The following is a 25396-nucleotide window of genomic DNA, read 5'->3' on the forward strand; positions in this document are numbered from 1 at the left end:
GTCACAACTGATCATGATGCCACGCTATTACTTCAACTGTTGACGCTGCTGGCACCTCAGCCGACTATTGCTGCACCGAACGACCGATATTTCGGCAGTGACGATCCAGTGCCGAAGGACAGGGTGCCAGCGATGACCGAACTTGCCGATCGCCCCAGTACATCCGTTGACACCGGTGCCACCGTCAACGCCGGCACCTCCGTCGCGACGTCCTACGACCTCGACGACCGCTACCGTCCCGGCGCCGGCCCGGTCCTGCTGACCGGCGTCCAGGCGATCGCACGCCTGCTCGTCGAGCAGCACATGCGCGACCTGCGCGCCGGGCGCCGCGTCGCGACGTTCGTCTCGGGCTACCAGGGCAGCCCCCTCGGCGGCGTCGACAAGATGCTGCACGGTATGCCGACCGTGCTCGCCGAGCACGACATCACCTTCGTCCCGGGCCTGAACGAGGAGCTCGCCGCCACCTCCGTGTGGGGCAGCCAGGCCGACCTGGCCGCGTTCGGCGGCACCGCCACCCACGACGGCGTCGTCGGCGTCTGGTACGGCAAGGGGCCCGGTGTGGACCGCGCGACCGACGCGCTGCGGCACGCCAACATGTACGGCGTCAGTGGCCGGGGTGGCATGCTGCTGCTCGTCGGCGACGACCCGGCGTCGAAGTCGTCCACCGTCCCGGCCGTCAGCGAACGTTCCCTCGCCGCACTCGGCATCCCGGTCCTGTTCCCGCGCAACGCCGCCGAACTGGTGACGATGGGCATGCACGGGATCGCACTGTCCCGCGCATCCGGGTGCATCGTCGCACTGAAGATCGTCGCGGACCTCGCCGACGGCGCATGGGCAGTCGACGGCTCGGTGTCGGAACTCGACATCACCGTCCCCGAGATCGAATGGGAGGGACGGCCGTTCACCTACCGTCAGCGCCCGATGGCGGTCCCGACGGACAGCGTGATCGCCGAGGCCGACCTGTACGGACCGCGCGCGGAGGTGGTGCGCGCCTACGGCGCCGTCAACGACCTGGACGTCATCGAGGTCGATCCCCGGTCCGCGCGAATCGGGTTCGCCGCCACCGGCACCACCTTCGACGCGCTCCGGCAGGCCCTGCTGGACCTCGGCGTCGACGAGCAGGCGATGCACCGCGTCGGAATCCGGTTGCTGCGCATCGGGATGCCAACCCCACTCGGGCCCGACCGGGTGCGCGAATTCGCCGCAGGCCTCGAACGGCTCGTGGTGGTCGAGGACAAGACCGCGTTCGTCGAGACGCAGATCCGCGAGATCCTCTACGGCACCGAGGACACCCCGCGCATCGTCGGCAAACGGGACGACGGCGGACGGCCGCTGATGCCGGTCGACGGGGAACTGACCGCCGGGCGGCTGCTCGGACCGCTGCGGCGGGTGCTCCGCGACGTCGTGGAGCTGAAGAGGCCACTGCCGCCGCAGCTCTCGCTGGAGGTACTGCCCACCAAGCGAACCCCGTACTTCTGCAGCGGCTGCCCGCACAACCGGTCCACCGCCCTGCCCGAGGGCTCCATCGGCGGCGGCGGCATCGGCTGCCACACCATGGTCACCATCTCGAACCGGGAGGACAGCAAGGTCACCGGGCTCACCCAGATGGGCGGCGAGGGAAGCCAGTGGATCGGCCAGGCCCCGTTCACCGACATCCCGCACCTGTTCCAGAACATCGGGGACGGCACCTTCTTCCACTCCGGCCAGCTCGCGGTCCAGGCGTGTGTCGCGGCCGGCGTCAACATCACCTACAAGCTGCTCTACAACGAGGTCGTCGCGATGACCGGCGCCCAGGACGCCGAGGGCATGCTCACCGTCGCGCAACTGACCCACAAGCTCACCACCGAGGGCGTCAGGAAGATCGTCATCTGCGCCGACGAACCCGAACGGCACAAGAAGAAGCAGCTCGCCACGGGCACCCTGCTCTGGCACCGGGACCGCCTCGACGAGGCGCAGCGGCTGCTGCGAGACATCGAGGGTGTCACGGTGCTGATCTACGACCAGCACTGCGCCGCCGACGCACGTAGGCAGCGCAAGCGCGGCACGCTCCCGGTCCGCACCACCCGCGTCGTGATCAACGAGGCGGTGTGCGAGGGCTGCGGCGACTGCGGCACCAAGTCCAACTGCCTGTCCGTGCAGCCGGTCGATACCGAGTTCGGGCGCAAGACCCGGATCGACCAGACGTCCTGCAACACGGACTACAGCTGCCTGGACGGAGACTGCCCCTCGTTCGTCACCGTCGAGCAGGTGCCGGGAAAGACCAAGACCGCCAAGCGGACCCGCCCCGAGCCGCCCCCCGTCGACGCGCCGAGCGTCCCTGAACCGACCGGAACCCGGAACGTCTTCCTCGTGGGCATCGGCGGTACGGGAATCGTCACCGTCAACCAGGTGCTGGCCACGGCCGCGCTGCGCGCCGGCTACGAGGTCGAGTCCCTCGACCAGATCGGGTTGAGCCAGAAGGCGGGTCCGGTGGTCTCCCACCTACGCTTCTCCACCGGGGCACTCGAGCCGTCGAACCGGCTCACCCCGGGCAGCGCCGACGCCATCATCGCGTTCGACCTGCTCACCGCCGCCGACGCGAAGAACCTCGGCTACGGCGACCCCGCGAGCACGGCGGTCATCGCCTCGACGAGCCGGACCCCGACCGGGGACATGTTGTACGACAAGAGCGTTCACCACCCGGACGAGGAAGCCCTGTTGGACCGGCTGGGTTCGGTGTCGGCGTCGCTGACCGCATTCGACGCGCTCGCCGCCGCGCAGGAATTGTTCGGCAGCACCGCCGCCGCGAACTTCCTGCTCATCGGTGCGGCCGTCCAGTCCGGTGGCCTGCGCCTGCCGGCCGACTCGATCGAGGAGGCCATCGGCATCAACGGGGTGGCCGTCGACACCAACATCGCCGCCTTCCGGTGGGGCCGCGCGGCGATCACCGATCCGGTCGCATTCCGGGACGCGACGCAGCCCGCGCACCGCACACCGAAGCCGGTGCCCGCACACCTGCTGTCCGGCAGCACCCTAGACGGCGAGGTCCGGCGTCTGGTGGAACTGCGCGCCGCTCAGCTCGTCGGCTTCCAGTCCGAGAAGGTCGCCCGCCGGTACGTCGAGACGGTGCAGTCCGCGTGGGCGGCCGAACGCGCCGTCACCGACCGCACCGACTTCAGCGAGGCCGTCGCGCGTGGCCTGTACAAGTTCACCGCCTACAAGGACGAGTACGAGGTCGCCCGACTGCTGGTCGATCCCGCGTTCGTCGCGGAAGTCGAGTCCCAGGTCCCCGGTGGCAGCAATCTCACGTACAAGCTGCACCCGCCCGCCCTGCGCGCCCTGGGACGCAGCAAGAAGATCGGTCTTCGACCGAAGTCCCATGTGGCACTGAAGCTGCTGGCCAAGGGCAAGGTTCTGCGCGGAACGAAGCTCGACCCGTTCGGTTACGCCCACGTCCGGAAGGTCGAGCGGGAACTGCTCGCCCACTACACCGCGACGGTGCACGAGCTGGCGGCCACGCTGACCGCAGACTCGTACGACCGGGCCGTCGAGATCGCGGGGCTGCCGGACCTGGTCCGCGGCTACGAGTCCGTCAAGCTGGCGAACGTCGAGACCTACCGGGCCCGGCTGGCCGAGCTGCTGCACTGATCCCCAACAGCGCAGGGTGGGCCGCAGGAGTCACGAGAGCTGCGGACCGCCCTCGGCCCGGGGTGACCGACCGCTCTCAGAGTTGCGTGAACACGGTCTTGGTCTGGAGGTAGCTCTCGATACCCGCGCGACCCCACTCGTAGCCCCAGCCGGACTGCTTGTATCCGCCGAACGGCATCGCGTGGTCGAAGACCATCTGGCAGTTGAGGGTCACGGTGCCGGACTGCAGGCGCTTCGCGAGGCGGTGGGCACGGGCACCGTCCTTGGTCCACACCGTGGCCGCGAGTCCGTAGTCGGAGTCGTTCGCGAGCGCGACCACTTCGTCATCGTCGTCGAACGGCAGCACCGCCACGACCGGTCCGAAGATCTCCTGCTGGTACAACCTCATCGCCGGGTCGACGTCGGTGACGATCGTCGGGTGGACGAAGTACCCTGGCCGGTCGAGCCGGTGGCCCCCCGCGACGACCTCGACGCCGTCGCTGCGGCCGCCGTCGATGAACCCCATGACGCGGTCGAGTTGCTTTCGGCTGATGAGCGGCCCGATGTGCGAACCCTCGTCCTTCGGGCCGCCGAGTTGGAGTGAGTGCGCGATCGTCGACATGCCCTCGAGGACGCGGTCGTACACGCCTCGCTGGACGAACACCCGCGACCCGCAGATGCAGCCCTGACCGGAGTGGATGAAGATCCCCATCGAGGCCGCCAGGATCGCCATGTCGAGGTCGGCGTCGTCGTAGATGAGGACCGGGGACTTGCCGCCCAGTTCGAGCATGACACGTTTGAGGTTCCCCGCGGACGCCTGGACGATCTGCTTGCCGACCTCGGTGGACCCGGTGAAGGCGATCTTCTCGACGTCGGGGTGCTCGCTGAGCGCCTTGCCTGCCGTGTGACCGTTCCCGGTCACGAGATTGACCACCCCGTCCGGGACGCCGGCGCGGGTGAGGATCCGGTCCAGGAGGACCGCCGAGAACGGTGTCTCCTCGGCGGGTTTGACGACGCTGCTGCACCCGGCGGCGAGTGCGGGCGCGATCTTGGCGGCGGCGTTGAACAGCGGTCCGTTCCACGGGAAGATGAGGCCGACGACGCCGTAGGGTTCCTTGAGCGTGTACCCGTGCATGTTCGAGTGCGCGCCGGTGATACCACCGGCCATGTGGACGTCATGCGCGATACCGTCGAGTTTCGTGCACCACCCCGCGTAGTACCGGAAGACCTCGGCGCACGTGGTCGTGATCGACCGGGCCTGGACGTACGGCATGCCGGTGTTGACCGAGTCGAGCTCCGCGAGGTCGTCCGCGCTCTCGTCCATGAGATCGGCGACGCGCCACAGGACCTTCGCCCGCTCGCTGCCCGGAAGGCCCTGCCAGACACCGGAGTCGAACGAACTGCGGGCGCGCCCGACGGCCTCGTCGACGGCGTCCGCGCCGCCGTCGGCGAACTCGGCGATCTGCTCCTCGGTCGCCGGGTCGATGATCGGGACCGTCTCGCCGGTTCCCCGACGGTTGCGGAGGTCGTCGATCACGTCGGTCAGGATCGGTGTGGAGGTCATCGCGGGTCGCCTTCGGTTCACGTGTCGCTGTCGGGTGGGCAGAGGTGCCGTCGAGCCAGTAACAAGGTTACTACAGCGAGAACCGCATTTCCATCAATGAATATTTGGCTTCTTCACCGTGCGGTCAGCCGGTCGGCGGCGCGGACAGGTAGCGCGCCCTCAGCCGGTGCTTGACCAGCTTGCCGGTGGGCGTGCGGGGCAGGTCGTCGGTGAAGTCGATGCTGACCGGGGCCTTGTAGTGCGCGACCCGGTCACGGACGTGGTCGAGCAGTTCGCGTTCGATCTCGGGACCCGGCTCGACACCGGCCGCGAGCTGCACGACGGCCTTGACCTCCTCCCCCATCTCCTCGTTCGGGACCCCGATGACGGCGGCGTCGAACACCTTGGGATGCAGGGTCAGAACGTTCTCCGATTCCTGCGGGTAGATGTTCACGCCGCCGGAGATGATGGTGAACGCGGCCCGATCGGTGAGATAGAGGAACCGGTCCTCGTCGAGGTGTCCGATATCGCCGCTGGTGGTCCACGTGGGGTGCGCGGGATGCGTAGCCTCCTCGGTCTTGGCGGGCGCGTTGTGGTACTCGAACGGGCGCTCGTCGCGCTCCCACCAGACGGTGCCGGCCTGTCCGGCCGGCACCTCGACCCCGAGTTCGTCGCAGATGTGGACGATGCCGAGCGCCCCGTCCCGGCCGACCGATCCGGGCTTCTCCAGCGCCTGCGCGCTGTCGATGAACGTGGCACCGGATCCCTCGGTGGAGGCGTAGTACTCGTGGATCACCGGCCCCCACCAGTCGATCATCGCCCGCTTCACCTCCGGCGGGCAGGGCGCCGCGGCGTGCACGGCGGCCTTCATGCTCGACACGTCGTACCGGTCCCGGATCTCGGGTGGCAGCTTGAGCATCCGGACGAACATCGTCGGTACCCACTGACTGTGCGTGACGCCGTACCGCTCGATCAGGGCGAGGGACCGCTCCGCGTCGAACCGGTCCATCAGGACCACCGTTCCACCCACCGAGGTGATGGTGCCGCAGAACCGCAGCGGCGCTGCGTGATACAGCGGCGCCGGGCAGAGGTACACGGTGTCCGGGCCGAATCCGTACAGCGGCGCGAACACCGCGGTGTACGGGTCCATCGTGTCGTGTACCTGCCCACCGGAGAGCCTGGGCTTGATGCCCTTCGGTCGGCCGGTGGTGCCGGACGAGTACAGCATGTCCTGACCGCGCGGCTGGTCGTCGAGAGGGGACGCGTCGTACCGCGACAACGCCTGCTCGTAGTCCTCGAACCCGTCCAGTGCACCCCCGAACACCAGGCGGTGGGTGACCTTCGGGAATGCGCCCGGCGCCACGTCGATCGCGGTGGCGGAGTCCGCGGAGACCACCAGGATCGACGCGCCGCAGTCGTCGACGACGTACGCCGCCTCGGCCGGCGTCAGGTGCCAGTTGACCACGGTGATGTAGAGCCCGGACCGCAGCGCGGCCCAGTACACCTCCATCACGCGCAGGTCGTTGCCGGAGATCAGCGCGAGGTGGTCCCCGCGCCGTGCGCCGGCGGCGCGCAGGTACTTCGCCAGCCGGATGGAGCGTTCGTCCAGCTCGCGGTAGGTCAGCTGTTCGCCGGTGGCGGGACGGATGATCGCCGGCTTGTCCGGCGTGGTGGCGGCGAAGTTCCCCACGTACACGAAACGACCTCCTGAAGTGAACGTCAGTTCTCGTCGTTCATACCTCAGGAGGTCGTCCGCACGGGCGATTTCCGTGAGCGGTGTCCGCCAGGACCGGTCACCGATCGGACGGCGATCACAGCCAGGCGGGGTCCACGTCCAGCAGCGTCCGGTCCAGACTGTCGAGCAGGTCCAGTTGCGGGCCGGTCTTCGGCAGTTCGTAGCGGAAGAAGTACCGGGCCGCGGCGCGCTTGCCCTCGTAGAAGTCGCCGCTCCTGCCGTCGGCCGCGAGCAGCTGCTCGAGCCAGATCCAGGCCACGACCATGTGCCCGAATGCCTCCAGATAGGCGGAGGAGTTGGCCAGCGCGACCGCGGGATCACCGGTGCCCCAGAGCTTCCCGGTGGTCGCCACGACGCGGTCGAGCACGGCGCCGAGCTGCACCGCATACTCGGCTGCCGCCCCGCCGACGGCGTCGGCCCGAGCGATCGTCGCGCGCACCGTCTCGGCCAGCAGCGCCAGCCCGGCTCCGCCCCGCATGGTCACCTTGCGGCCGAGCAGGTCGAGTCCCTGGATGCCGTGGGTGCCCTCGTGGATCGGGTTGAGCCGGTTGTCCCGGTAGAACTGCTCGACGTCGTAGTCGCGGGTGTAGCCGTAGCCGCCGTGCACCTGGATGGCCAGGCTGTTGGCCTCGAGACACCACTGCGAGGGCCAGCTCTTGACGATCGGGGTGAGGGTGTCGAGCAGCAGTGCCGCCCGTGTGGCCTCTTCACCCTCGGCGGTTTCCTGGTCGTCGAACAGCTTGCTGCAGTACAGCCCGAGCGCCATCGCACCCTCGACGTACGCCTTCTGCGCCAACAGCATTCGGCGCACATCCGCGTGCCGGTTGATCGGTACCGGCGGTGACGTCGGGTCCTTGTCGTCGGCGGCGCGGCCCTGGGTGCGGGTCGCGGCGTACTCCACCGACTGCAGGTAGCCGGCGTAGCCGAGCGAGATGGCGAGGAAACCGACACCGATCCGGGCCTCGTTCATCATGTGGAACATGTAGGACAGGCCCTTGTTCTCCTCGCCGACCAGGTAGCCGACCGCGCCGGCCTCACCGCCGGGAGTGTGGGTGCCGTCGCCGAAGTTCAGCAGCGTGTTGGTGGTGCCGCGGTTGCCCATCTTGTGGTTCAGCCCGACCAGGGTGACGTCGTTGCGCTCCCCGAGCGAACCGTCCGCGTTCACCAGCTTCTTCGGGACCACGAACAGCGAGATGCCCTTGACGCCGGCCGGTCCGCCCGGGACCTTGGCCAGCACCAGGTGCACGATGTTCTCGGTGAGTTCGTGATCGCCACCGGAGATCCACATCTTGGTTCCGGTGAGCCGGTAGGTGCCGTCGTCCTGGCGGACCGCCCGGGTGGTGACGTCGGCCAGCGAGGATCCGGCCTGCGGCTCCGAGAGGCACATGGTGCCGAAGAACCGACCCTCGAGCATCGGCCGGACGTAGGTGTCGATCTGCTCCTGGCTGCCGTGCGCGACAATGAGATTCGCATTGCCGATGGTCAGGAACGGGTACGACGAAGTGGCGGCGTTGGCCGCCTGGAACCAGGCCATCGACGCGCGGGCGAGCACCGCAGGCAGCTGCATGCCGCCGAACGACTCGTCGAACTGCCCGGCGATCAGACCCGCCTCGCCGAAGATCCGGAGCGCCTCGGCGACCTCGGGGATCATCTCCACCGTGCCGTCGGGCAGCATGTGCGGCTCGTTGGCGTCCGCCTTCTTGTTGTGCGGGGCGAAGTGCTTGATCGCCATCTCGGCGCTCAGGTCGAGCACCGCGTCGAAGGTCTCCCTCGAATGTTCGGCGAAGCGCTTGCGCTCGGTCAGCGTGGTCACGTCGAGCCACTCGTAGAGCAGGAAGTCGAGGTCGCGACGTGACAGCGGGGCGGTGGTCATGAGTACATCCTTCCGGAAAGTGGCTGCGGCAGCTCCGAATCAGGCGGTTCGCCGCCGGTCACATCGCGACGCCGGGGGCGGCCCCGGTGACCACGACGGTCCGGCCGGCGAAATCGAACGAGATGTTGCTCATCGCGTCACCTCTCGGGAGAAACGGGATTACTAAGCGCTCACTTAGTAGACCGGTGATGGTGCATGATGTCAAGGCACCAGGCACCCCTGCACACGAGAGGCCCGAGATGAGCAAGCCGTCGTCGACCACGACCGAGGTCGACGAACCCGCCCTCGGCACCGAGCTCGCCGCACTGTTCCCGGACGTCGGCTCCGAGGTCGCCCGCCGGCTGATCGGCTCCGCGGTCCAGGCATTCGCCGAACGCGGCTACCACGCCACCACCACCCGGCACATCTCCGAGGGCGCAGGGCTGAGCCCGGCCGCGCTGTACGTGCACTTCAAATCCAAGGAAGCCGTGCTCTACGCGGTCAGCCATGCCGGGCACCTCGGCGTCCTCGACGCCATCCGCGCCGCGGCCGCCGAGGGGTCGACCCCGACGGAACGCATGCGGGCACTGGTGCGGGCCTTCACCTCGTGGCACGTCCAGTACCACACCTACTGCCGCGTCGCCCAGTACGAGATCGCGGCGCTCACCGCGGAGCACTACGCGGAGGTCGCCGAGATCCGGCGGGACACAGAACGGTTCGTGCGACAGGAGATCCAGGCCGGCGTCGACAGCGGGGACTTCGTCGTGCCCGCGGTCGCCACCGCGGCTCGGGCGATCCTGTCGATGGGCATCGACGTGGCCCGGTGGTACCAGCCGGGCCGCAACACCGACCCGGAACTCCTTGCCGCGCAGTACGCCGACCTGGCCGCGGCGATGCTCGGGGTGCGACCGGAGGCATGAGGACCGATCCCGGCCGGCGCCGGGACGGATCGCCGGACACGTCCTAGTGTTCTCGGCGTGACCCTCACCTTCTCCGCTCTCGTCGCCCGCGAAGCCGACGGGGCGATCACCCTGACCCCCGAAACCCTCGACGAGACCTCGCTGCCCGCCGGCGAGGTCCTGATCCGCGTGGACTTCTCGAGTGTGAACTTCAAGGACGCGCTCGCCGTCACCCCGCGCGGCGGCGTCGTCCGGGAGTACCCGATCGTGCCAGGCATCGACATCGCCGGCGAGGTCGTCGCCTCAGACTCCCCCGACTTCGCTCCGGGCGACCGGGTCGTCGCGCACGGCTACGACATCGGCACCGCCCGGCACGGCGGCTACGCCGAGTACGCCCGGGTTCCCGCGGACTGGGTGGTGAAGCTGTCGACGCTGACGCCGCGGGAGGCCGCGACGGTCGGGACCGCCGGGTTCACCGCCGCGATGAGCGTGCAGGCGCTGATGGACCGGGGACTGACGCCGGGCGACGGGCCGGTGCTGGTGACCGGCGCGTCGGGTGGCGTCGGCAGCGTCAGCGTCGACCTGCTCGCGGCGGCCGGATTCGAGGTGGTCGCGTCCACCGGGAAGCCGGAGGCCCACGAGTTGCTGACGTCACTCGGAGCGGCCCGGGTGATCGGCCGGCTGCCCGCGGATCCGGCCGCCAAACCGCGGGCCCTCGGAAAGGCGGAGTGGGCGGCGGCGGTGGACTGCGTCGGCGGGGCGACGCTGGCCGACGTGCTGAGCACGGTCAGGTACGGCGGAGCGGTCGCGGCCAGCGGCCTCACCGGCGGCGCCGCGCTGCACACCACCGTGATGCCGTTCATCCTGCGCGGCGTCGACCTGCTCGGCATCGACTCGGTGCAGCTGCCGATCGACCGGCGCCGCGCCCTGTGGGAGCGCATCGCGACCGACCTGCGGCCGCGGCACCTGGACGCGCTCACCCGGGAGGTTCCGGTTCGGGACGTCGCCGCGGTGCTCGACGTGATCCGCGCCGGCGGCCGGTCCGGCCGCACCGTCGTCCGCGTCGCGGACGGCTTCTGACGCCCACACACAACCAGTCCCCTGAGCGACCTCCCCCTGCCGAGTGAACGGAAGCGTTCACTCGGCAGGCGAGGAGCGCGTCAGCTGCCGAACGGCAGGGTCCCCGGCGGAATCTGGTAGCCGCTGCTGCCCGCGGCGACGGTCCCGACCGAGCCGAGGATCCAGTTGATCGCGGTGGTGAGCATGAGCGTCCTTTCGTCGTGACTGCGTCCGGCCCGAGAAGACCTGACCATCCGCCACGCTATTGACGACCGGCCGCGATGTCGACCGGGCGAAGGACGTTGGCAGCAACATGACAGGGTGGGGGCATGTGCGAGATCCCCGAAGCGGCCAGCGGTCCCGGGCAGGCGACCCGGGACGACGACCGGCACGCCGACGTTGAGGCGGTCACCCGGTTCCGCGCGGACCACGGACTGGACAGCATCATCGACGTCCACACCCACTTCATGCCCAAACGCGTGATGGACAAGGTGTGGGCGTACTTCGACTCCGCCGGTCCGCTGACCGGGGTGGTCTGGCCGATCCAGTACCGCCACGACGAGGACGTCCGGCTGGACCGGCTGCGGTCGTACGGGGTGCACGCGTTCACGTCGATGATCTACCCGCACCGGCCGGACATGGCCGCGTGGCTGAACCAGTGGGCCGTCGAGTTCGCCGCCCGCAACCCCGACTGCCTGCACACCAGCACCTTCTACCCCGAGCCGAGCGCCCCCGGCTACGTGGCCGACGCGCTCGCTGCAGGCACCCGGGTTTTCAAGTCGCACATCCAGGTCGGCGACTACGACCCGAACGATCCGCTGCTCGACGAGGTGTGGGGGCAGATCCAGGACGCCGGAGTACCGATCGTCATCCACTGCGGCTCCGGCCCGGCACCGGGACGGTTCACCGGGCCGGACCGGATCGAGACACTGATGGCCCGGTACCCGCGGCTGCCGCTGATCATCGCGCACATGGGGATGCCGGAGTACAACGCGTTCCTGGACCTGGCGGGCCGGTACGAGTCGGTGCTGCTCGACACCACGATGGCCTTCACCGACTTCATCGGCGACATGGCACCGTCCGACCCGGCCGATTCACGACGGCTGCGCGACCTCGGAGACCGGATCCTGTTCGGCAGCGACTTCCCGAACATCCCCTACCCGTACGTGCATGCGCTCGACGCCGTCGCTCGTCTCGACCTCGGGGAGGCGTGGCTGCGCGGCGTCTGCCACGACAACGCCGCCCGCGTCTTCGGTCTCTGACAGCAGGCCCGATCCCGAGTCAGAAGAGGGTCAGTTCCTTCGAGTCGGCGGCGGGCAGGTCGAACAGCGCGGGCTCGGGCTCGGCGACCCGGGCCGGCGCCCGCCGCACCTGGCGGGTCTTCTTCGCCGGCGACCCGGTGGTCGCGGCAGCGGCGGTCGCGGTGTGCACGGCGGCGGGGCGGGAAGGTGTGTGCGCCGCCTTGGCCGCGACCGCGCGAGCGGCCTCACCGGCCAGTCGGTCGGCTTCCTCGTTGTAGTGGTTGCCGACATGTCCGCGAACCCAGCGGAAGCGAACCGGACCGGACCGCTCCGCCAGCGCCTGGTCGATGTCCCGGATCAGGTCGACGTTCTTGACCGGGTCGCCGGAGGAGGTGCGCCACCCCTTCCGCTTCCACCCGGTCACCCACTCGGACGCGCACTTGATCGCGTACTGCGAGTCGGATTCGATCAGCATCGGCTCGTCACCGGGATGCGCCAGGATGGCCTCGAGCAGCGCCCGCAACTCGGCGATCTGGTTGGTGCCCGACCGTTCGCCACCCGACCGGCTGGGGCCGTGATGATTCACCCAGGCCCAGCCGATCGCGCCGCCCGGATTCCGCAGGCAGGAGCCGTCCGTACTGACGATGATCACGGTTGCACACTCTACGGTGAACGACCGACAAACGGGGCGGAGGTGGCCAATCTCCCACCCTCCGCCCGCGACCGCGACACCTACTCGCCGATGAACCGCGGCGGACGCTTCTCCAGCATCGCCGCCACCGCCTCCTGATGGTCGCGGGTGCTGTGGGCCAACGCCTGCATCGCCGCCGACAGTTCGAGCAGCGACTCGAGGCTCTGGTGCTGGCCCTCGCGAAGCAGCTTCTTGGTCATCCGCAGCGCCTGCGGCGGGTTCGCCGCCACCCGGGCCGCCAGCGCGTGCGCGGTCGGAAGCAGGTCGTCGGGGTCGACGACGCGCGACACCAGGCCCCAGTCGAGTGCGGTCTCCGCGTCGATCGCGTCGCCGGTGAACGCCATCTCCGCGGCCCGTGCCAGCCCGACCGCGCGCGGCAGCAGCCATGCGCCGCCGTCGCCGGGGATGATGCCGAGCTTGACGAAACTCTCCGCGAATTTCGCCGCGGTGGACGCGACCCGCATGTCGCACATGAGTGCCAGATCGCAGCCCGCACCGACCGCCGGGCCGCCGACGGCCGCGATCACCGGAACCTCGCAGTGGTACAACGCCTTCGGGATGCGCTGGATGCCCTGCCGGTAGCCGTCCCGCAGTTCGGCCGGCGCCCCGCCGAACATGCCGGCCTTGTCCCGCATGTGCTTGACGTTGCCGCCGGAGGAGAACGCGGGACCGTTCGCCGCGAGCACCACCACCCGCACGGCGCGGTCGGCGTTGACGGCGGCGATGGCCTCCTCGAATGCCGCCACCATGTCCGGCTCGGAGATGACGTTGCGGGTTTCCGGCCGGTTCAGTGTCCAGGTGACGATGTCGCCGTCCCGCCGGATCTCGATCGCGTCGCTCATGCGCCCAACCCTAGGCACCTCCGGTGCTCGTGCGCGTTCTGCGGGTCCCGGGACCCCGGATCCACGCACGAGCGGCTACGCCGCCTGCACGAGGTAACCGTGGGCCTCGGCGACACCGGCGGAGAGCACGGCACCGTCGTGGGTGGTCAGGCCCGCCGCGAGTGCCGGGTCCGCGGCGGTCGCCCGGCGCCAACCCTGATCGGCCAGCGCCACCACGTACGGCAGGGTGGCGTTCGTCAGCGCGAACGTCGACGTCCGGGGCACCGCGCCGGGCATGTTGGCGACGCAGTAGAACACCGAGTCGTGCACCCGGAACGTGGGGGCGTCGTGCGTGGTCGGGTGGGTGTCCTCGAAGCAGCCGCCCTGGTCGACTGCGATGTCCACCAGGACCGAACCCCGGCGCATCCGTGACACCAACTCGTTCGACACCAGCTTCGGGGCGCGCGCACCGGGGATCAGCACCGCACCGATCACCAGGTCGGCACCGAGGACCGCGCGTTCGAGTTCGTAGCCGTTTGACGCGACGGTACGCACCCGGCCCCGGTAGCCGTCGTCGATCTCCCGCAGCCGGGCCGGGTTGACGTCGAGCACGGTGACGTCGGCTCGCATCCCGACCGCGATCGCGGTCGCGTTCCGCCCGGCGACGCCGCCGCCGAGCACGACCACATCGGCCGGCCGCACGCCGGGGACCCCGCCCATCAGGACGCCCCGACCATCGGCGTGGGCCATCAGGTGGTAGGCGCCGACCTGCGGGGCGAGCCGGCCGGCGACCTCACTCATCGGCGCCAGCAGCGGCAGCGATCCGTCCGGGGTCCGGACCGTCTCGTAGGCGATCGTGGTCGTCCGCGCGGCGAGCAGCGCGTCGGTGCACTCCCGGGACGCCGCCAGGTGCAGGTAGGCGAACAGCACCTGCCCCGCCCGCAGCCGCGAATACTCCTCGGCGATAGGTTCTTTCACCTTCAGCAGCAGGTCTGCATCGGCCCAGACGTCGGCGGCGGTGGGCACCACCTGGGCGCCCGCGACGCGGTAGTCGTCGTCGGGCAGCGACGAGCCGGCACCGGCGCCGGACTCGACGAGCACCCGATGCCCGCGACCGACCAGTTCGTGGACCCCGGCAGGTGTGATGGCGACTCGGTACTCATGGTTCTTGAGCTCGCGTGGAATTCCGATCCTCATGGCGATCACCTCGAGTTCGGTGGGGCAGGGCGACGCGATCGGCGTCACTTCCAGTATGGATTTTCTTCCGCGCCCACGCCGGAACGCCGGAGAAATCCCCTGCACACCCGCTTGACATTAGGTTAGGCGTACCTAATACACTCGCGGCGGGCAGGGTGCCCGACACGTGAGGAGTCAGCGTCATGATCGACGGTCTCATCGAAGAGGCATTCGCACGCGGTGCGGTCCGGGCGGTGACGCCGGCCCCGGCGGGCGGCGACGAGTACCTGCTGGATCGGGCGGACGACGCGGGCCGCAGCGAGACGGCCGTCGCGGTGCGGGTCCGTGCCGACGGGCGATTCGCCCTGGCGATGCACGACGGCGAGACCCTCACCATCGGACAGGTGGCGACGCTGTGCGGGCTGACCGGCCGGCCGGCGGGCCGGACCGCTTCGCTCGTGCACAGGCGCGCTCGATAGCATCCCGCCCCCGAAGTCACCCTGCGAGCCCGGGCGACTTCGGAGGCGGCGACCCCTGGAAGCTACGGAAGCAGTTGATCCAGGAGGGGATTCGTGAAGATCCGGTGCGGGTCGTACTCGTTGAACGCCGCGCGCGCGGAATCCCAGTTGTCCCCGGACGGCACCCCGGCACGATAGGTCTGCGGGATGACCGTGCCGATGGTCTCGGCGTCGACGAACGCGGCCTTGTCGGTGAAGGCCCAGCCCTTGGCCCACTCGGGGCGGAACGTGGCGTAGTCACCGCTGTAGTTCTCGCGCATGAAGCGCTCCATCTCCCGGAAGTACGCGGCCATGCCCGGGGTGCCCGGGACGCCGACCACATTCATCCAGATCGCGGTGTCCCACTCCGGATGGTCCGGACGCGGACGCAAGGCCGAGATCGTCGGCGGGCCGGCGGTTTCCACCGTCACCTCGGACTGATCGTCGAGGCCGCACAGCCGCACCTCGAACGGGCCGTTGATCGGGTACTTCCCCTTCGCCTTGAGCTCCTGCTGCCGCTTGTTGTGCCAGGTGACGAACTCGTTGATGACCCGGGCGATGTTGGAGCGCTTGGTGATCACCACGCCGCCACCGGCCGTCATCCGCAATGTCGTGGCCCGCAGGTAGAACTGAACATCCTTGGACCAGCCCCACAGGTCGGCGCCGTTGGTGGTGGCCAGACCGGCCTTGAAGGTGGCCAGTTGGGTCTGACCGAACAGCGGGGTCAGCGCACCGGCGCCGTTGACGATCTGTCCGAGCAGATCCGTGACCGGCTTCGGCAGCGAGTCGGAGTACGGATAGTTGTAGGGCCCGGTCACCTCCCGTGACTTCGACGGCTTGGTGGGGGTCGGGGTCCACACCTTGAGGTACGGGGTGTCGGTGAACGGGAACCAGATCGCCTCCACCCGGCCCGACTTCGCCACGAAGCTCTCGAAGGTCCGGCCCGCGGATCCGGCGGGCGCGAACAGCTCACGCCACGGAATGTCCGTGGACGACTCGCACCGCAGCCGGTAGTTCGGTCCGGCCTGCAGGGTCACCTCGGTGACGAAGGTGCGGCCGAGGTGGGTGAGCAGCGGCCGGATGCCCGAATCCGCCCGGGTGAACTCGCGCAGCACGTACTCGCCGCGCCCGGTGTCCCACACCACCGCGGTCAGCTTCGTGATGAGGTTGCTGATCGATCCGAACGAGGCGCCGGGGAGCGCCGTCTCCCCGTCCGCGGGCAGGGTGGCCCCGTGCGCGTCGATCGCGAGGATGCCCGCGATCGACAGCTCGCCGATGGCCGGCGAGTTCGCCCAGCCCAGACCGTGCTTCTCCAGCTCGGTCAGCACGGCCATGAGCATCGCCCCGCCGCCGGCGGTGACCGTCGAGCGCCCCGGCTCAGCGGACGTGTTGACCACGACGTGGTTGAGGTGGCTCAGGGTGTCGACCAGAACAACCTTGTCGACGTTCTGCCCCGGCACCAGGGTCAGCGGGCTCCACCCGTGCATGGTGCCGCGCGGACGCAGCCGGTAGCCGTTGGCGTGCGCCCAGTTGGCCACCCGCACGACGTCCTCCGCGGTCGAGGGGGCACAGGTCCACACCTGGTCGAAGACGATCTCCTTCACCCAGTTCTCGTAGCCCTGCTGCGAGAGGGGGATGCCCTCCGGGAAGGCGGGCAGCGGCGGGAGCGTGACCCGGGCATCGCTCGACGAGAGCGCGTACGCAGGTGTCCAGCCGAGGGTTGTCAACGCGGCGGCCCCCGCCGCCGCGGCGGCGAGGAAACCCCGCCGGGAGAGTTCCTGAGCAGTCATGCGGGACAACTTAGAACACATTCGAGGCCGGTGGCATCGAAATTGGTCCGATCCGATCGGCCGCCTCGACGACCGCGCGGAAGGCCGCCCGTGCGTGGTGTACTGGACCGCATTGGTGGAGCCCGAACCGCGCATTCCGAACCGAAAGATGCCAGGGACCCGATGACCGACGTGGACCTCGACACCGAACCCGCCCGGTACCCGCCGCCGGCCCCGCGCCGCGGGTGGCCCGTCCTCGCCGTCCTGGTGCTCGCCGTGCTCGTCTTCCTCGTGGGCGGGGCGGGCGGCGCCTACCAGGGCAAGCTGACCGAGGTCCAGAAGAACGACAACGCCGCGTTCCTGCCGGAGTCCGCCGAGTCCACCATCGCCGCGAACCAGGCGGCGGCCTTCGTCACCGTGCAGACCATCCCCGGGTTCGTGGTCTACCACCGGGACGGACCACTCACCCCGGAGGACCGGGCCTCGATCGCGCGCGCCGGCGAGGCGGTCGCCGGGGTGGACGGCGTCGACGCGGCCGGGATGACCCCGACCCAGTATTCGGCCGACGGCACCACCGCCGCCCAGTACGTCCCGCTGGTCGCCAAGAAGGACGGCACCGATGTCACCGGCGACCAACTCGCGGCCACCGAACAGGAGGTCATGGACGCCGCGAAGGCCGCGGCGACCGCCGAACTCGAGGTGCTGCCCGCCGGTCCCGGCGGACTGCTCGTGGCATTCATCGACGCGTTCGAGGGGCTCGACAGCACACTGCTGTTCGCGGCGGTGCTGGTGGTGATCGCGATCCTGCTCGTCGTCTACCGGTCCCCGGTGCTGTGGTTCTTCCCCCTGGTCTCGGCCGGCCTCGCGCTGGGGCTGTCATCGATGCTGATCTATCTCCTCGCGAAGGCGGAGGTACTGACGCTCACCGGACAGAGTCAGGGCATCCTGATGGTCCTCGTGCTGGGCGCAGGCACCGACTACGCGCTGCTGCTGATCTCCCGCTACCGGGAGGAACTGCACCACTTCCCGAATCGGTTCGACGCGATGATCCGGGCCTGGCGCGAATCCGCCCCGGCGATCACCGCGTCCGCCCTCACCGTGGTTCTCGGTCTGCTGTGTCTGGGCTTCTCCGAACTGAACTCGAACAAGGGCCTCGGGCCGGTCGCGGCGATCGGCATCGGCTGCACCTACGTGGTCATGATGACGTTCCTGCCGGTGTTCCTGGCCCTGGTCGGCCGCTGGGTGTTCTGGCCACGGATTCCGCACGTCGACCACGCCGCCGACCTCGCCACCCACGGCTGGTGGGGACGGATCGCCGCCGCGGTCGGGCGGCGCGACCGCCCGGCCTGGGTCGGCGCCACCGCCCTGCTCGTCGTCCTGTTCGCCGTCGGGATCGGCAGCCTGCACACCAGCGGCCTGACCTCCGCCGAGAACTTCACCAACACCCCCGACGCCGTCACCGGGCAGCAGATCTACGACACCCACTTCGATCCCGGAACCGGAGCGCCCGCGGTGATCGTCACCAACGCGGATCAGGTGGACGCGGTCATGGCCGCGGCGGCCGCCACCCCCGGCGTCTCGACCGCGCCGGGATCGGTGTGCCTGCAGATCGACTACGCCAAGCTGGCAGAGCTCGCCAAACTCGGCGCCGGCGCCGGTTCCGCACCCCAGGCCGGCTGTCCCCCACCGATTCTGACCGTCCAGCCGATCGACGGGCGCACCGTGGTGAACGCGACGCTAGCGGACTCCTACGACTCACCGGAGGCGCTCGCGACCGTGGACCGGCTGCGGGACGCCGTGCACGCGATGCCGGGCGCCGACGCCCTGGTCGGCGGCAGCACCGCCGCCACCGCGGACGTGCAGGCCGCCTCGGTGCGGGACCGCAACGTGATCATCCCGATCGTCCTGGCGGTCATCTTCGTGGTTCTGGCCCTACTGCTTCGCGCCCTGCTGGCACCGGTGATTCTCATTGCGACCGTGGTGCTCTCGTTCGCGGCGACGCTCGGCGTGTGCGGATTCTTCTTCACGCACGTCTTCCACTTCGCCGGAGCCGACCCCTCGTTCCCGCTGTTCGCGTTCGTGTTCCTGGTCGCGCTGGGCATCGACTACAACATCTTCCTGATGACGCGGGTGCGCGAGGAGGCCCAACGTCACGGCACCCGGGCCGGGGTCCTGCGCGGCCTGGCCGTCACCGGCGGGGTCATCACGTCGGCCGGCATCGTGCTCGCCGCGACCTTCGCGGTGCTCGGGGTGCTGCCGCTGGTGTTCCTCGCCGAGGTCGGGTTCGCGGTCGCGTTCGGTGTCCTCCTCGACACCATCGTCGTCCGCAGCGTGCTGGTGCCCGCGCTCTCCCACGACATCGGCCGGACGATCTGGTGGCCCTCCGCATTGTCCCGCGGCGAAGGCTGACCTGGCGCCGCTCTCGAGGCACGCCGCGCGTGCCCGAGTCCACGCACCGCCGGCGCCGACTCACGGAGACTTCACCTGTTGCGGCCGTGGGCAATTGCGTTCGTCGACTCGCGGGCCCCCGGCGAATGCCGGGGGCCCGCGATCGAAGCGCCGGCAGTCAGTTGGCGGAGCCGAGCGCCGTGGAACCGAGTGCTCCGAGCCCCGACGTCGAACCCATGAAGTCGATATTGCTCGGCAGGTTGACGTTCACGTCCGGCCCCATGGTCGGCCACCCCACGTTCTCCCCCAGTCCCGCGACGTCGAAGGTCACCCCGCCGCCCTCGACGATGGAGGGAATCGTGAACAGCGGAACGCGATACGTGACGGAGAGAGAAATCCCGTCGGTCGACCACCCGGCCGCGGGCGCCCTCCACGTGAGGGTCCCAGCGCCCACCTCCGGCGTGACGGGTTCGTTCCGGACCACGCCGGCGGCATCGTAGTACCCGAACGTGGCGCTGCCCGGAACGTACTCGAATCCGGCCGGAGCGTGCTCGGTAATCCTGGTGACGAGCCGCTCTTCCCCCGACTTGACCCGGAAACTGGTCACGAACGTGACCTCACCGCCGATACTGACCTGCGCGGCGCCGCCGCCCAGGCCGTAGGGCTCGCCCACGGCATATCTGCTGACGTCGATGTTCTCCACCGACTTCGTCACCGCCCCGCCTTGCTGGGGAGCGATGTAGATGGCTGACGAGGTGCCGGCCCCTGCCACCACACCGACACCGACCGCCAGCGCCGTCGCCGCCACCGACGCCGCCACCCGACCCACAACCGAACGAATCATCTCCACCCCTCACGGTTCACGACGGGGCGAGGTTCGCTCCGACCGCACGGGATCCTAGAGTCACCAGCGCTCACCCACGGAGGATTCAGATTCATTGCGGCCAGGCATCATTGCGGTCAACGCTAGCCAGGTCCACCCGGACTCTCCGCCCGGCTCACGATCGAATCGGCGATCGTCAGTTGCCGAAGGATCCGGTCGATCAACCCCCGACACACTTCTCGTACTCCGTGCGAAATCGTGTGCGCTGGGGCACACTCGATCACGGTGACCACCACCTGTCGGGGAACCTTCCACACGAAAAGGAGTGTCATGCCGCCGCGTTCACGTATCGCCCGGGTCCGACGTCTCGCCCTCACCGCGCTCGTCTCCACTGCCGCCACCGCCGCAGTCGTCTCCGCCGTCGCCCCGGCCACCGCGCAGGCCGACATCACCCCCACCACCCTGATCAACGGCGTCCTGTCCACCGTCGGCGGCTGCCAGAGTCCGGTCCGCGACACGATCGTCGGCTGCACCCGGATGGAGACCCTGACGACCCAGTTCCCCGTCGTCCTCGACCTGAACCAGTTGGGCACGAACATTGTCGTGCTCGGAGCGGGTCTGTACCCGGACGGGACGATGCGCCCGGTGCTCGTCTCCCGGTTGCAGGCGGCGCTCCAGGTCGCCAGGCGGTACCCGCTCTCGCCGATCGTCGTCAGCGGCGGCGTACCGCAGTCCGGCGTCACCGAGGCCGGCGCGATGCGGGCGTGGCTGATAGCGAACGGTATTCCCTGGTTCCGGATCACCGAGGAGAACACCTCGCGATCGACGGTCGAGAACGCCCGCAACACCAACGGCATCCTCGCCCAGCGAGGTGCCACGAGCGCAGTTGTCGTCACCTCTCCCGACCACCTCCAGCGGGCGATGGTGGACTTCCGCACGGCCGTCGCGGGCCGGATCCCCATCGCGGGGGTCGTGGCACCGTTCTGACCCGGTCCGGTCTCGATTCGATCAATCACCCGCGCCGCCGTGATCCCGGTGGGAGCCTGGAACGATGATTGCCAACGCGTGCGGTGGTCGCTGATGGCCCGGCCGGTCCAGGTGGTCGTGTTGGGCGCCGGATCGTGGGGGACGACGGTGGCGTCGCTGGCCACGCGCAACACCCCGACCCTGGTGTGGGCCAGGGAACCCGACGTCGCCGACGAGATCAACCGCGCGCACCGCAACACCCGCTACCTCGGCGACCGGCCACTGCCGAAGGGCCTGCGGGCCACCGCCGACATCGTCGAGGCCGCGCACGAGGCCGACGTCCTCGTCGTGGGCGTGCCCTCGCACGCGGTCCGGGCCACGCTGAGCGAGATCACCAACGACCTGCGGGCCTGGGTGCCGGTGCTCTCACTGGCGAAAGGCCTCGAGCCCGGGACACGGAAGCGGCCCACCGAGGTGATCGCCGAATGCCTGCCCGGTCATCCGGTCGGGCTGATGGCCGGACCGAACCTCGCCAAGGAGATCCTCGACGGCAAGGCCGCGGCCACGGTCGTCGCGATGCAGGACGAACGCGTGGCCGAGGCGCTGCAGCCGCTGTTCGCGTCCCCGGTGTTCCGCGTGTACCGCAACACCGACGTCCTCGGTTGCGAACTCGGCGGCATCCTCAAGAACATCGTCGCGATCGCGGCGGGCATGGCCGACGGGCTCGGTGTCGGCGACAACACCCGCGCCATGGTGCTCGCCCGGGGACTCGCGGAGATGATCCGGCTCGGCGAGGCCATGGGCGCCCACCCGCGCACCTTTGCGGGCCTGACCGGGGTGGGCGACCTGATAGCCACCTGCATCAGTCCGTCCTCGCGCAACCGGCGGGTCGGCGAGTACCTTGCCAAGGGACTGACGACCGAACAAGCCGTCGCCGAACTCGGACAGGTCGCCGAAGGAGTGAAGACCGCGCCGACGGTGATGGAACTGGCCCGCGACCACGATGTGGAGATGCCGATCGCGGCCGAGGTCGAGGCCGTCATCGCCGGACGCCGGACCCCCGAGGAGGCGTACCGCGGGCTGCGGCAGGTCGCCGCCGGGGACGAGGACGACCTGGCCTGATCGGCGAAGGGCCGTCGGCAACAATCGATCCCGGAGGCCCTTCGTCGAGGCTTCGTGCAGCGTCGTCGTCTGGCTACAGGTTGCCCTGCGGGTAGCCCTTGCCGCCGCTGCTGCCGAACGGGTCGAACAGCGATCCGAGACCGAACGGGTCCGGATCTGCCACTATGGTGACCTTGCCCATGTCCGGCCACCCCACACTGCCCTCGTGTCCGGCGACGTCGAAGGTCACTCCGGTACCGAGCACGGTGCCCGTCGGTATCTTCTGCGGAGCACGGTAGAGCCCCCACACACCAGCCTTCGTCGATTCAAAACAATTGTGGCCATTCATAATTGCGTTCAACGCAAACGAGGGTCGCCCGAAGCACTCGGGCGACCCACGGTTGGATCAGCAGCCGTCAGCTACCGAAGGCGTTTCGCGAAGAAACGAAGGGGTCGACAACGCTCGGCACGCCGATGTCCACCGGCAGTCCCATGCTCGGCGACCCCAGATCTTCCCCGAGACCGGCCACGTCGAAGGTGACCCCACCTCCGTCCACCTGGGAGGGGATCGTGAGTAGCGGGGCGCGATACGTGACATACAGAATGCGAGGTCATGACGGGGCATGGTCCCCCGGCCGCACCGAATCCCGGAGTCACCGGCGCCAACCCACCGGAGATTTCAAAACTATTGCTGCCGTGCATCATTGAGTTCAACACAAACGAGGGCCGCCCGGAATTCCCGGGCGGCCCACGATCGGATCGGCAGCCGTCAACTGGCGGAGCTGCCGAGCATCGCGGAACCGAGTCCGCCGATCTGCGAGGACGAACCCGAGGGGTCGACACTCTCCGGCAAGTAGACCTGCACCGACGGACCCAGGTTCGGCCAGCCCAGATTCTCCCCCAGCCCGGCCACGTCGAAGGTGACCCCTCCGCCGTTCACCCAGGAGGGAATCACGAACTGCGGGGCGCGATACCTGACACTGATATTGACGTTGCCGAGCGACCATCCGGCACCGGGCGCCCTCCACGTGATGCCGTCCGCACCCACCTCGGGCGTGACGGTTTCGCTGTAGTCCACGCCGGCGGCATCCGCAGCCGTGAGTGTGGCGCTCCCCGGGACGTACTCGAACCCGTCCGGGCCGTGCTCGGTGATCCTTGTGACCAGCCGCTCATCCGGCTCGCCGACCAGCCGGAATGAGGTCGTGAAGACGATCTCGTCTCCGGCACGAACCATTGTGCCCTTCGCGATCGTGCCGGTGGGCTTCCCCCACGCGTACCTCTCGACGAGAATATTCTCCACCGTCTCATGCTGGAGTGATACGCCCATATCGAATATTCCTGAAGCCGACGCGGTGCCGGCACCGGCCACGACACCCACGCCGACCGCCAGCGCCGTCGCCGCGACCGACGCCACCACCCGACCCACAACCGAACGAATCATCTCCACCCCTCACGGCTCACGACAGGGCGCGCTCCGCCCCGATCGCATCGGATCCTATGGTCATCCACACCAATCCGACTGACGTATCAAAACAATTGCGGCCGTTGATAATTGCGTTCAACACGAACGAGGGCCGCCCGGGTTTCCCGGGCGGCCCTCGCGTTGCGGAACCGGAGCTAGCTGCCGTTGCCGATCACGCCGCCGAGGAGGCCGGTGACGAAGGCTGCGGGGTCCTCGCCATCGGACGAGCCGAGGCCCAGTTCGGCGGAGCCGACGGCCTCACCGAGGTTGGGGTTACGCACGGTGACCCACACGCCCATCGGATCGAACTTCTGGGTGCTCGCGAAGGTCAGCACGTCGAAGGACGCACCGCTGTCGAGGGCGGTCCCGGGCGTGGCGTCCGCCGGCACCTCGTAGGTCACCTCGAGGGTGATGCTCGCGCCCGCGGAGGAGGCGATCCAGCCGAGCGGCAGGTTCGCGGCGGTGACGCGGTTCTCGTCGTCGGCCACCGTGGGGGTGACCGACGACGTCTGCGTACCGCCGACGAGGTACCACGCGGTGAGCTTCGCGCTGCCGTCGACGTACTTGAACCCGGCCGGGTGGATATCGGAGATCTTGGTGATCCCGCGGTCCAGGCCGCTCGGCACCGAGACCGTGGTCCGGTAGGTGACCTGCCCACCGGGGACGACGGTGCCGTCGCCGACGACGGACTTGGTGATGCGCAGGTTGCTGGTCTCGGCGGTCGCCGAGGTCGGCTTCTGCTCGACGGGGGCAGCCGCGCCCTCGCTGGAGCTGCCCAGATCGGACGAGCCGACGGCAGCAGCGGGACCTGCACCGACAGCGAGGCCGCCGGCGATCAGGGCGGTCGCGGCCAGGGCGGACGCGGTGCGGCGAAGGGAAGTACGGGACATGCAGATCCTCCAGTAGATGTCACTCGGATACGCGACCAGTTGCCGTCCGTTCGGCCATTCGCCCGTCACGCGCACCCTTTATAGGTCAAGCGTCCAACTCGAGGTCCGTTTTCGGGGAAATCATTCCGATGATCGGCCCGCGCGCGGGTTGCACGAAACGCTTCGCATACCTAAGGTGGGGCGCTATGACGCGCATTCTCGTAGTTCGCCGCCGTAGCGGGGTCTGAATCGGACCGACCCCTCGCTGCGGGTCGTTGAGCTACGCGTTGGTCCTCCCTTTCCATTCAGGAAGACCACCCCCATGAATGCCACCGCGAACACCACCCACCCCATCGCCGACCCGTTCTCGGCACGATTCGGGATGCCGCTGCCCCGGGAGATGCGCGCGGACTGCGCGGGCATGAGCTGGCGCACCTTCCTCGCCACCTACTCGCCGTCGAACGGTCCGATCCGCTTCGGTAGTTGGTCGGTGACCCCGCTCGGTGCCGGGACCAGCGAATTCAAGGCCACCCTCGGCATCGGTGACACCATCGCACAGGCTTCCACGATCGCGTCCGGCCCGGTGTCCGCGCTGACCACGATGCTCTACGACGCCGGCTTCCAGATGGAGATCCTCTCCTTCCATCAGTTGCACATCGCGGCCGACCGGATCGCGACCGTCCTGCTGTGTGAGCACGACGGTCACCGGCACTGGGCGATCGGGTTCGGCGCCGACCCGACGGAGTCGTCGATCGAGGCGATGATCGCGGGCGCGAACCTGCTGCACGGCTGACGGCGACGCGCCGCGCATCGCTCCTCCTGCGCCTCGACTCCCCCGCTCCTACAGTGAAACCTGCACCCTCCGACCCACCCGTGTAGGCATTTCGGCAGGAGCACG

General features: G+C 69.2%; 20 protein-coding genes. 9 read left to right on the forward strand and 11 right to left on the reverse strand.

Going from position 1 to position 25396, the window contains the following annotated elements:
* Positions 1-132: 132 nt before the first annotated feature.
* Complete coding sequence (locus ACWDUM_RS08590; protein ID WP_450133630.1) at positions 133-3627, forward strand: indolepyruvate ferredoxin oxidoreductase family protein; 3495 nt, start codon at positions 133-135, stop codon at positions 3625-3627.
* Positions 3628-3703: 76 nt separating this feature from the next.
* Here ACWDUM_RS08590 and ACWDUM_RS08595 read toward each other — a convergent pair whose 3' ends face one another.
* The 3 genes from ACWDUM_RS08595 to ACWDUM_RS08605 form a co-directional block, all read right to left on the reverse strand.
* Positions 3704-5170: an aldehyde dehydrogenase family protein gene (locus ACWDUM_RS08595; RefSeq protein ID WP_450113124.1), complete on the reverse strand. Its 1467-nt coding sequence runs from the start codon at positions 5168-5170 to the stop codon at positions 3704-3706.
* Positions 5171-5294: 124 nt separating this feature from the next.
* Positions 5295-6845 carry an AMP-binding protein gene (locus ACWDUM_RS08600; RefSeq protein ID WP_450133631.1) on the reverse strand — a complete coding sequence of 517 codons (1551 nt, stop codon included), beginning with the start codon at positions 6843-6845 and terminating at the stop codon, positions 5295-5297.
* 115 nt (positions 6846-6960) lie between these two features.
* Complete coding sequence (locus ACWDUM_RS08605; protein ID WP_450133632.1) at positions 6961-8757, reverse strand: acyl-CoA dehydrogenase; 1797 nt, start codon at positions 8755-8757, stop codon at positions 6961-6963.
* A 239-nt stretch (positions 8758-8996) separates the two neighbouring features.
* On the opposite strand from ACWDUM_RS08605, the gene ACWDUM_RS08610 reads away from it, so the two are divergent.
* From ACWDUM_RS08610 to ACWDUM_RS08620, 3 genes are all read left to right on the forward strand, one after another.
* Positions 8997-9656, forward strand: coding sequence for a TetR/AcrR family transcriptional regulator (locus ACWDUM_RS08610; RefSeq protein WP_450133633.1), 660 nt, complete (start codon positions 8997-8999; stop codon positions 9654-9656).
* 57 nt (positions 9657-9713) lie between these two features.
* Positions 9714-10715 (forward strand): oxidoreductase, encoded by a 1002-nt coding sequence (locus ACWDUM_RS08615; RefSeq protein WP_450133634.1) that lies wholly within the window; start codon positions 9714-9716, stop codon positions 10713-10715.
* Between the two features lie 308 nt (positions 10716-11023).
* Complete coding sequence (locus ACWDUM_RS08620; RefSeq protein WP_450133635.1) at positions 11024-11956, forward strand: amidohydrolase family protein; 933 nt, start codon at positions 11024-11026, stop codon at positions 11954-11956.
* 19 nt (positions 11957-11975) lie between these two features.
* On the opposite strand, the gene ACWDUM_RS08625 is transcribed toward ACWDUM_RS08620, so the two are convergent.
* The 3 genes from ACWDUM_RS08625 to ald form a co-directional block, all read right to left on the reverse strand.
* Positions 11976-12587 (reverse strand): ribonuclease H family protein, encoded by a 612-nt coding sequence (locus ACWDUM_RS08625; RefSeq protein ID WP_450133636.1) that lies wholly within the window; start codon positions 12585-12587, stop codon positions 11976-11978.
* An 80-nt stretch (positions 12588-12667) separates the two neighbouring features.
* Positions 12668-13468 (reverse strand): crotonase/enoyl-CoA hydratase family protein, encoded by an 801-nt coding sequence (locus ACWDUM_RS08630; RefSeq protein ID WP_450133637.1) that lies wholly within the window; start codon positions 13466-13468, stop codon positions 12668-12670.
* A 75-nt stretch (positions 13469-13543) separates the two neighbouring features.
* Positions 13544-14644: an alanine dehydrogenase gene (gene ald / locus ACWDUM_RS08635; RefSeq protein ID WP_450133638.1), complete on the reverse strand. Its 1101-nt coding sequence runs from the start codon at positions 14642-14644 to the stop codon at positions 13544-13546.
* A 182-nt stretch (positions 14645-14826) separates the two neighbouring features.
* Here ald and ACWDUM_RS08640 point away from each other — a divergent pair, with 182 nt between their 5' ends.
* Positions 14827-15102, forward strand: a complete 276-nt coding sequence (locus ACWDUM_RS08640; protein WP_450133639.1) for a hypothetical protein — start codon at positions 14827-14829, stop codon at positions 15100-15102.
* Positions 15103-15164: 62 nt separating this feature from the next.
* Here the strand turns inward: ACWDUM_RS08640 and ACWDUM_RS08645 are convergent, their stop codons facing one another.
* Entirely contained in the window at positions 15165-16910 is a 1746-nt protein-coding gene (locus ACWDUM_RS08645; protein WP_450133640.1) for a cholesterol oxidase substrate-binding domain-containing protein, read from the reverse strand.
* 162 nt (positions 16911-17072) lie between these two features.
* Here ACWDUM_RS08645 and ACWDUM_RS08650 point away from each other — a divergent pair, with 162 nt between their 5' ends.
* On the forward strand, positions 17073-19298 hold the full coding sequence (locus ACWDUM_RS08650; RefSeq protein WP_450133641.1) for an MMPL family transporter: 2226 nt from the start codon (positions 17073-17075) through the stop codon (positions 19296-19298).
* A 157-nt stretch (positions 19299-19455) separates the two neighbouring features.
* Here ACWDUM_RS08650 and ACWDUM_RS08655 read toward each other — a convergent pair whose 3' ends face one another.
* On the reverse strand, positions 19456-20121 hold the full coding sequence (locus tag ACWDUM_RS08655; protein WP_450133642.1) for a hypothetical protein: 666 nt from the start codon (positions 20119-20121) through the stop codon (positions 19456-19458).
* A 309-nt stretch (positions 20122-20430) separates the two neighbouring features.
* On the opposite strand from ACWDUM_RS08655, the gene ACWDUM_RS08660 reads away from it, so the two are divergent.
* Both ACWDUM_RS08660 and ACWDUM_RS08665 read left to right on the forward strand, forming a co-directional pair.
* Positions 20431-21087: a YdcF family protein gene (locus ACWDUM_RS08660; RefSeq protein WP_450133643.1), complete on the forward strand. Its 657-nt coding sequence runs from the start codon at positions 20431-20433 to the stop codon at positions 21085-21087.
* Positions 21088-21180: 93 nt separating this feature from the next.
* Entirely contained in the window at positions 21181-22188 is a 1008-nt protein-coding gene (locus tag ACWDUM_RS08665) for an NAD(P)H-dependent glycerol-3-phosphate dehydrogenase (protein ID WP_450113138.1), read from the forward strand.
* A 73-nt stretch (positions 22189-22261) separates the two neighbouring features.
* Here ACWDUM_RS08665 and ACWDUM_RS08670 read toward each other — a convergent pair whose 3' ends face one another.
* The 3 genes from ACWDUM_RS08670 to ACWDUM_RS08680 all read right to left on the reverse strand — a co-directional run bounded on the left by ACWDUM_RS08670 (position 22262) and on the right by ACWDUM_RS08680 (position 24519).
* Positions 22262-22432: a hypothetical protein gene (locus tag ACWDUM_RS08670; protein ID WP_450133644.1), complete on the reverse strand. Its 171-nt coding sequence runs from the start codon at positions 22430-22432 to the stop codon at positions 22262-22264.
* A 504-nt stretch (positions 22433-22936) separates the two neighbouring features.
* Positions 22937-23614, reverse strand: coding sequence for a hypothetical protein (locus ACWDUM_RS08675; protein WP_450133645.1), 678 nt, complete (start codon positions 23612-23614; stop codon positions 22937-22939).
* A 170-nt stretch (positions 23615-23784) separates the two neighbouring features.
* Positions 23785-24519 (reverse strand): hypothetical protein, encoded by a 735-nt coding sequence (locus tag ACWDUM_RS08680; protein ID WP_450133646.1) that lies wholly within the window; start codon positions 24517-24519, stop codon positions 23785-23787.
* Between the two features lie 301 nt (positions 24520-24820).
* On the opposite strand from ACWDUM_RS08680, the gene ACWDUM_RS08685 reads away from it, so the two are divergent.
* Positions 24821-25291, forward strand: coding sequence for an alpha-isopropylmalate synthase regulatory domain-containing protein (locus ACWDUM_RS08685; RefSeq protein WP_450113142.1), 471 nt, complete (start codon positions 24821-24823; stop codon positions 25289-25291).
* Positions 25292-25396: the final 105 nt, after the last annotated feature.

The sequence above is a fragment of the Rhodococcus sp. NPDC003322 genome (genome assembly GCF_053589555.1).

Coding starts and splice junctions, on each gene's coding strand:
- ACWDUM_RS08650 (WP_450133641.1), top strand. CDS start 17,073: ATGACCGACGTGGACCTCGACACCGAACCCGCCCGGTACCCGCCGCCG.
- ACWDUM_RS08595 (WP_450113124.1), bottom strand. CDS start 5,170: ATGACCTCCACACCGATCCTGACCGACGTGATCGACGACCTCCGCAAC.
- ACWDUM_RS08630 (WP_450133637.1), bottom strand. CDS start 13,468: ATGAGCGACGCGATCGAGATCCGGCGGGACGGCGACATCGTCACCTGG.
- ACWDUM_RS08605 (WP_450133632.1), bottom strand. CDS start 8,757: ATGACCACCGCCCCGCTGTCACGTCGCGACCTCGACTTCCTGCTCTAC.
- ACWDUM_RS08620 (WP_450133635.1), top strand. CDS start 11,024: ATGTGCGAGATCCCCGAAGCGGCCAGCGGTCCCGGGCAGGCGACCCGG.
- ACWDUM_RS08610 (WP_450133633.1), top strand. CDS start 8,997: ATGAGCAAGCCGTCGTCGACCACGACCGAGGTCGACGAACCCGCCCTC.
- ACWDUM_RS08660 (WP_450133643.1), top strand. CDS start 20,431: ATGCCGCCGCGTTCACGTATCGCCCGGGTCCGACGTCTCGCCCTCACC.
- ACWDUM_RS08680 (WP_450133646.1), bottom strand. CDS start 24,519: ATGTCCCGTACTTCCCTTCGCCGCACCGCGTCCGCCCTGGCCGCGACC.
- ACWDUM_RS08665 (WP_450113138.1), top strand. CDS start 21,181: ATGGCCCGGCCGGTCCAGGTGGTCGTGTTGGGCGCCGGATCGTGGGGG.
- ACWDUM_RS08685 (WP_450113142.1), top strand. CDS start 24,821: ATGAATGCCACCGCGAACACCACCCACCCCATCGCCGACCCGTTCTCG.
- ald (WP_450133638.1), bottom strand. CDS start 14,644: ATGAGGATCGGAATTCCACGCGAGCTCAAGAACCATGAGTACCGAGTC.
- ACWDUM_RS08655 (WP_450133642.1), bottom strand. CDS start 20,121: ATGATTCGTTCGGTTGTGGGTCGGGTGGCGGCGTCGGTGGCGGCGACG.
- ACWDUM_RS08640 (WP_450133639.1), top strand. CDS start 14,827: ATGATCGACGGTCTCATCGAAGAGGCATTCGCACGCGGTGCGGTCCGG.
- ACWDUM_RS08590 (WP_450133630.1), top strand. CDS start 133: ATGACCGAACTTGCCGATCGCCCCAGTACATCCGTTGACACCGGTGCC.
- ACWDUM_RS08645 (WP_450133640.1), bottom strand. CDS start 16,910: ATGACTGCTCAGGAACTCTCCCGGCGGGGTTTCCTCGCCGCCGCGGCG.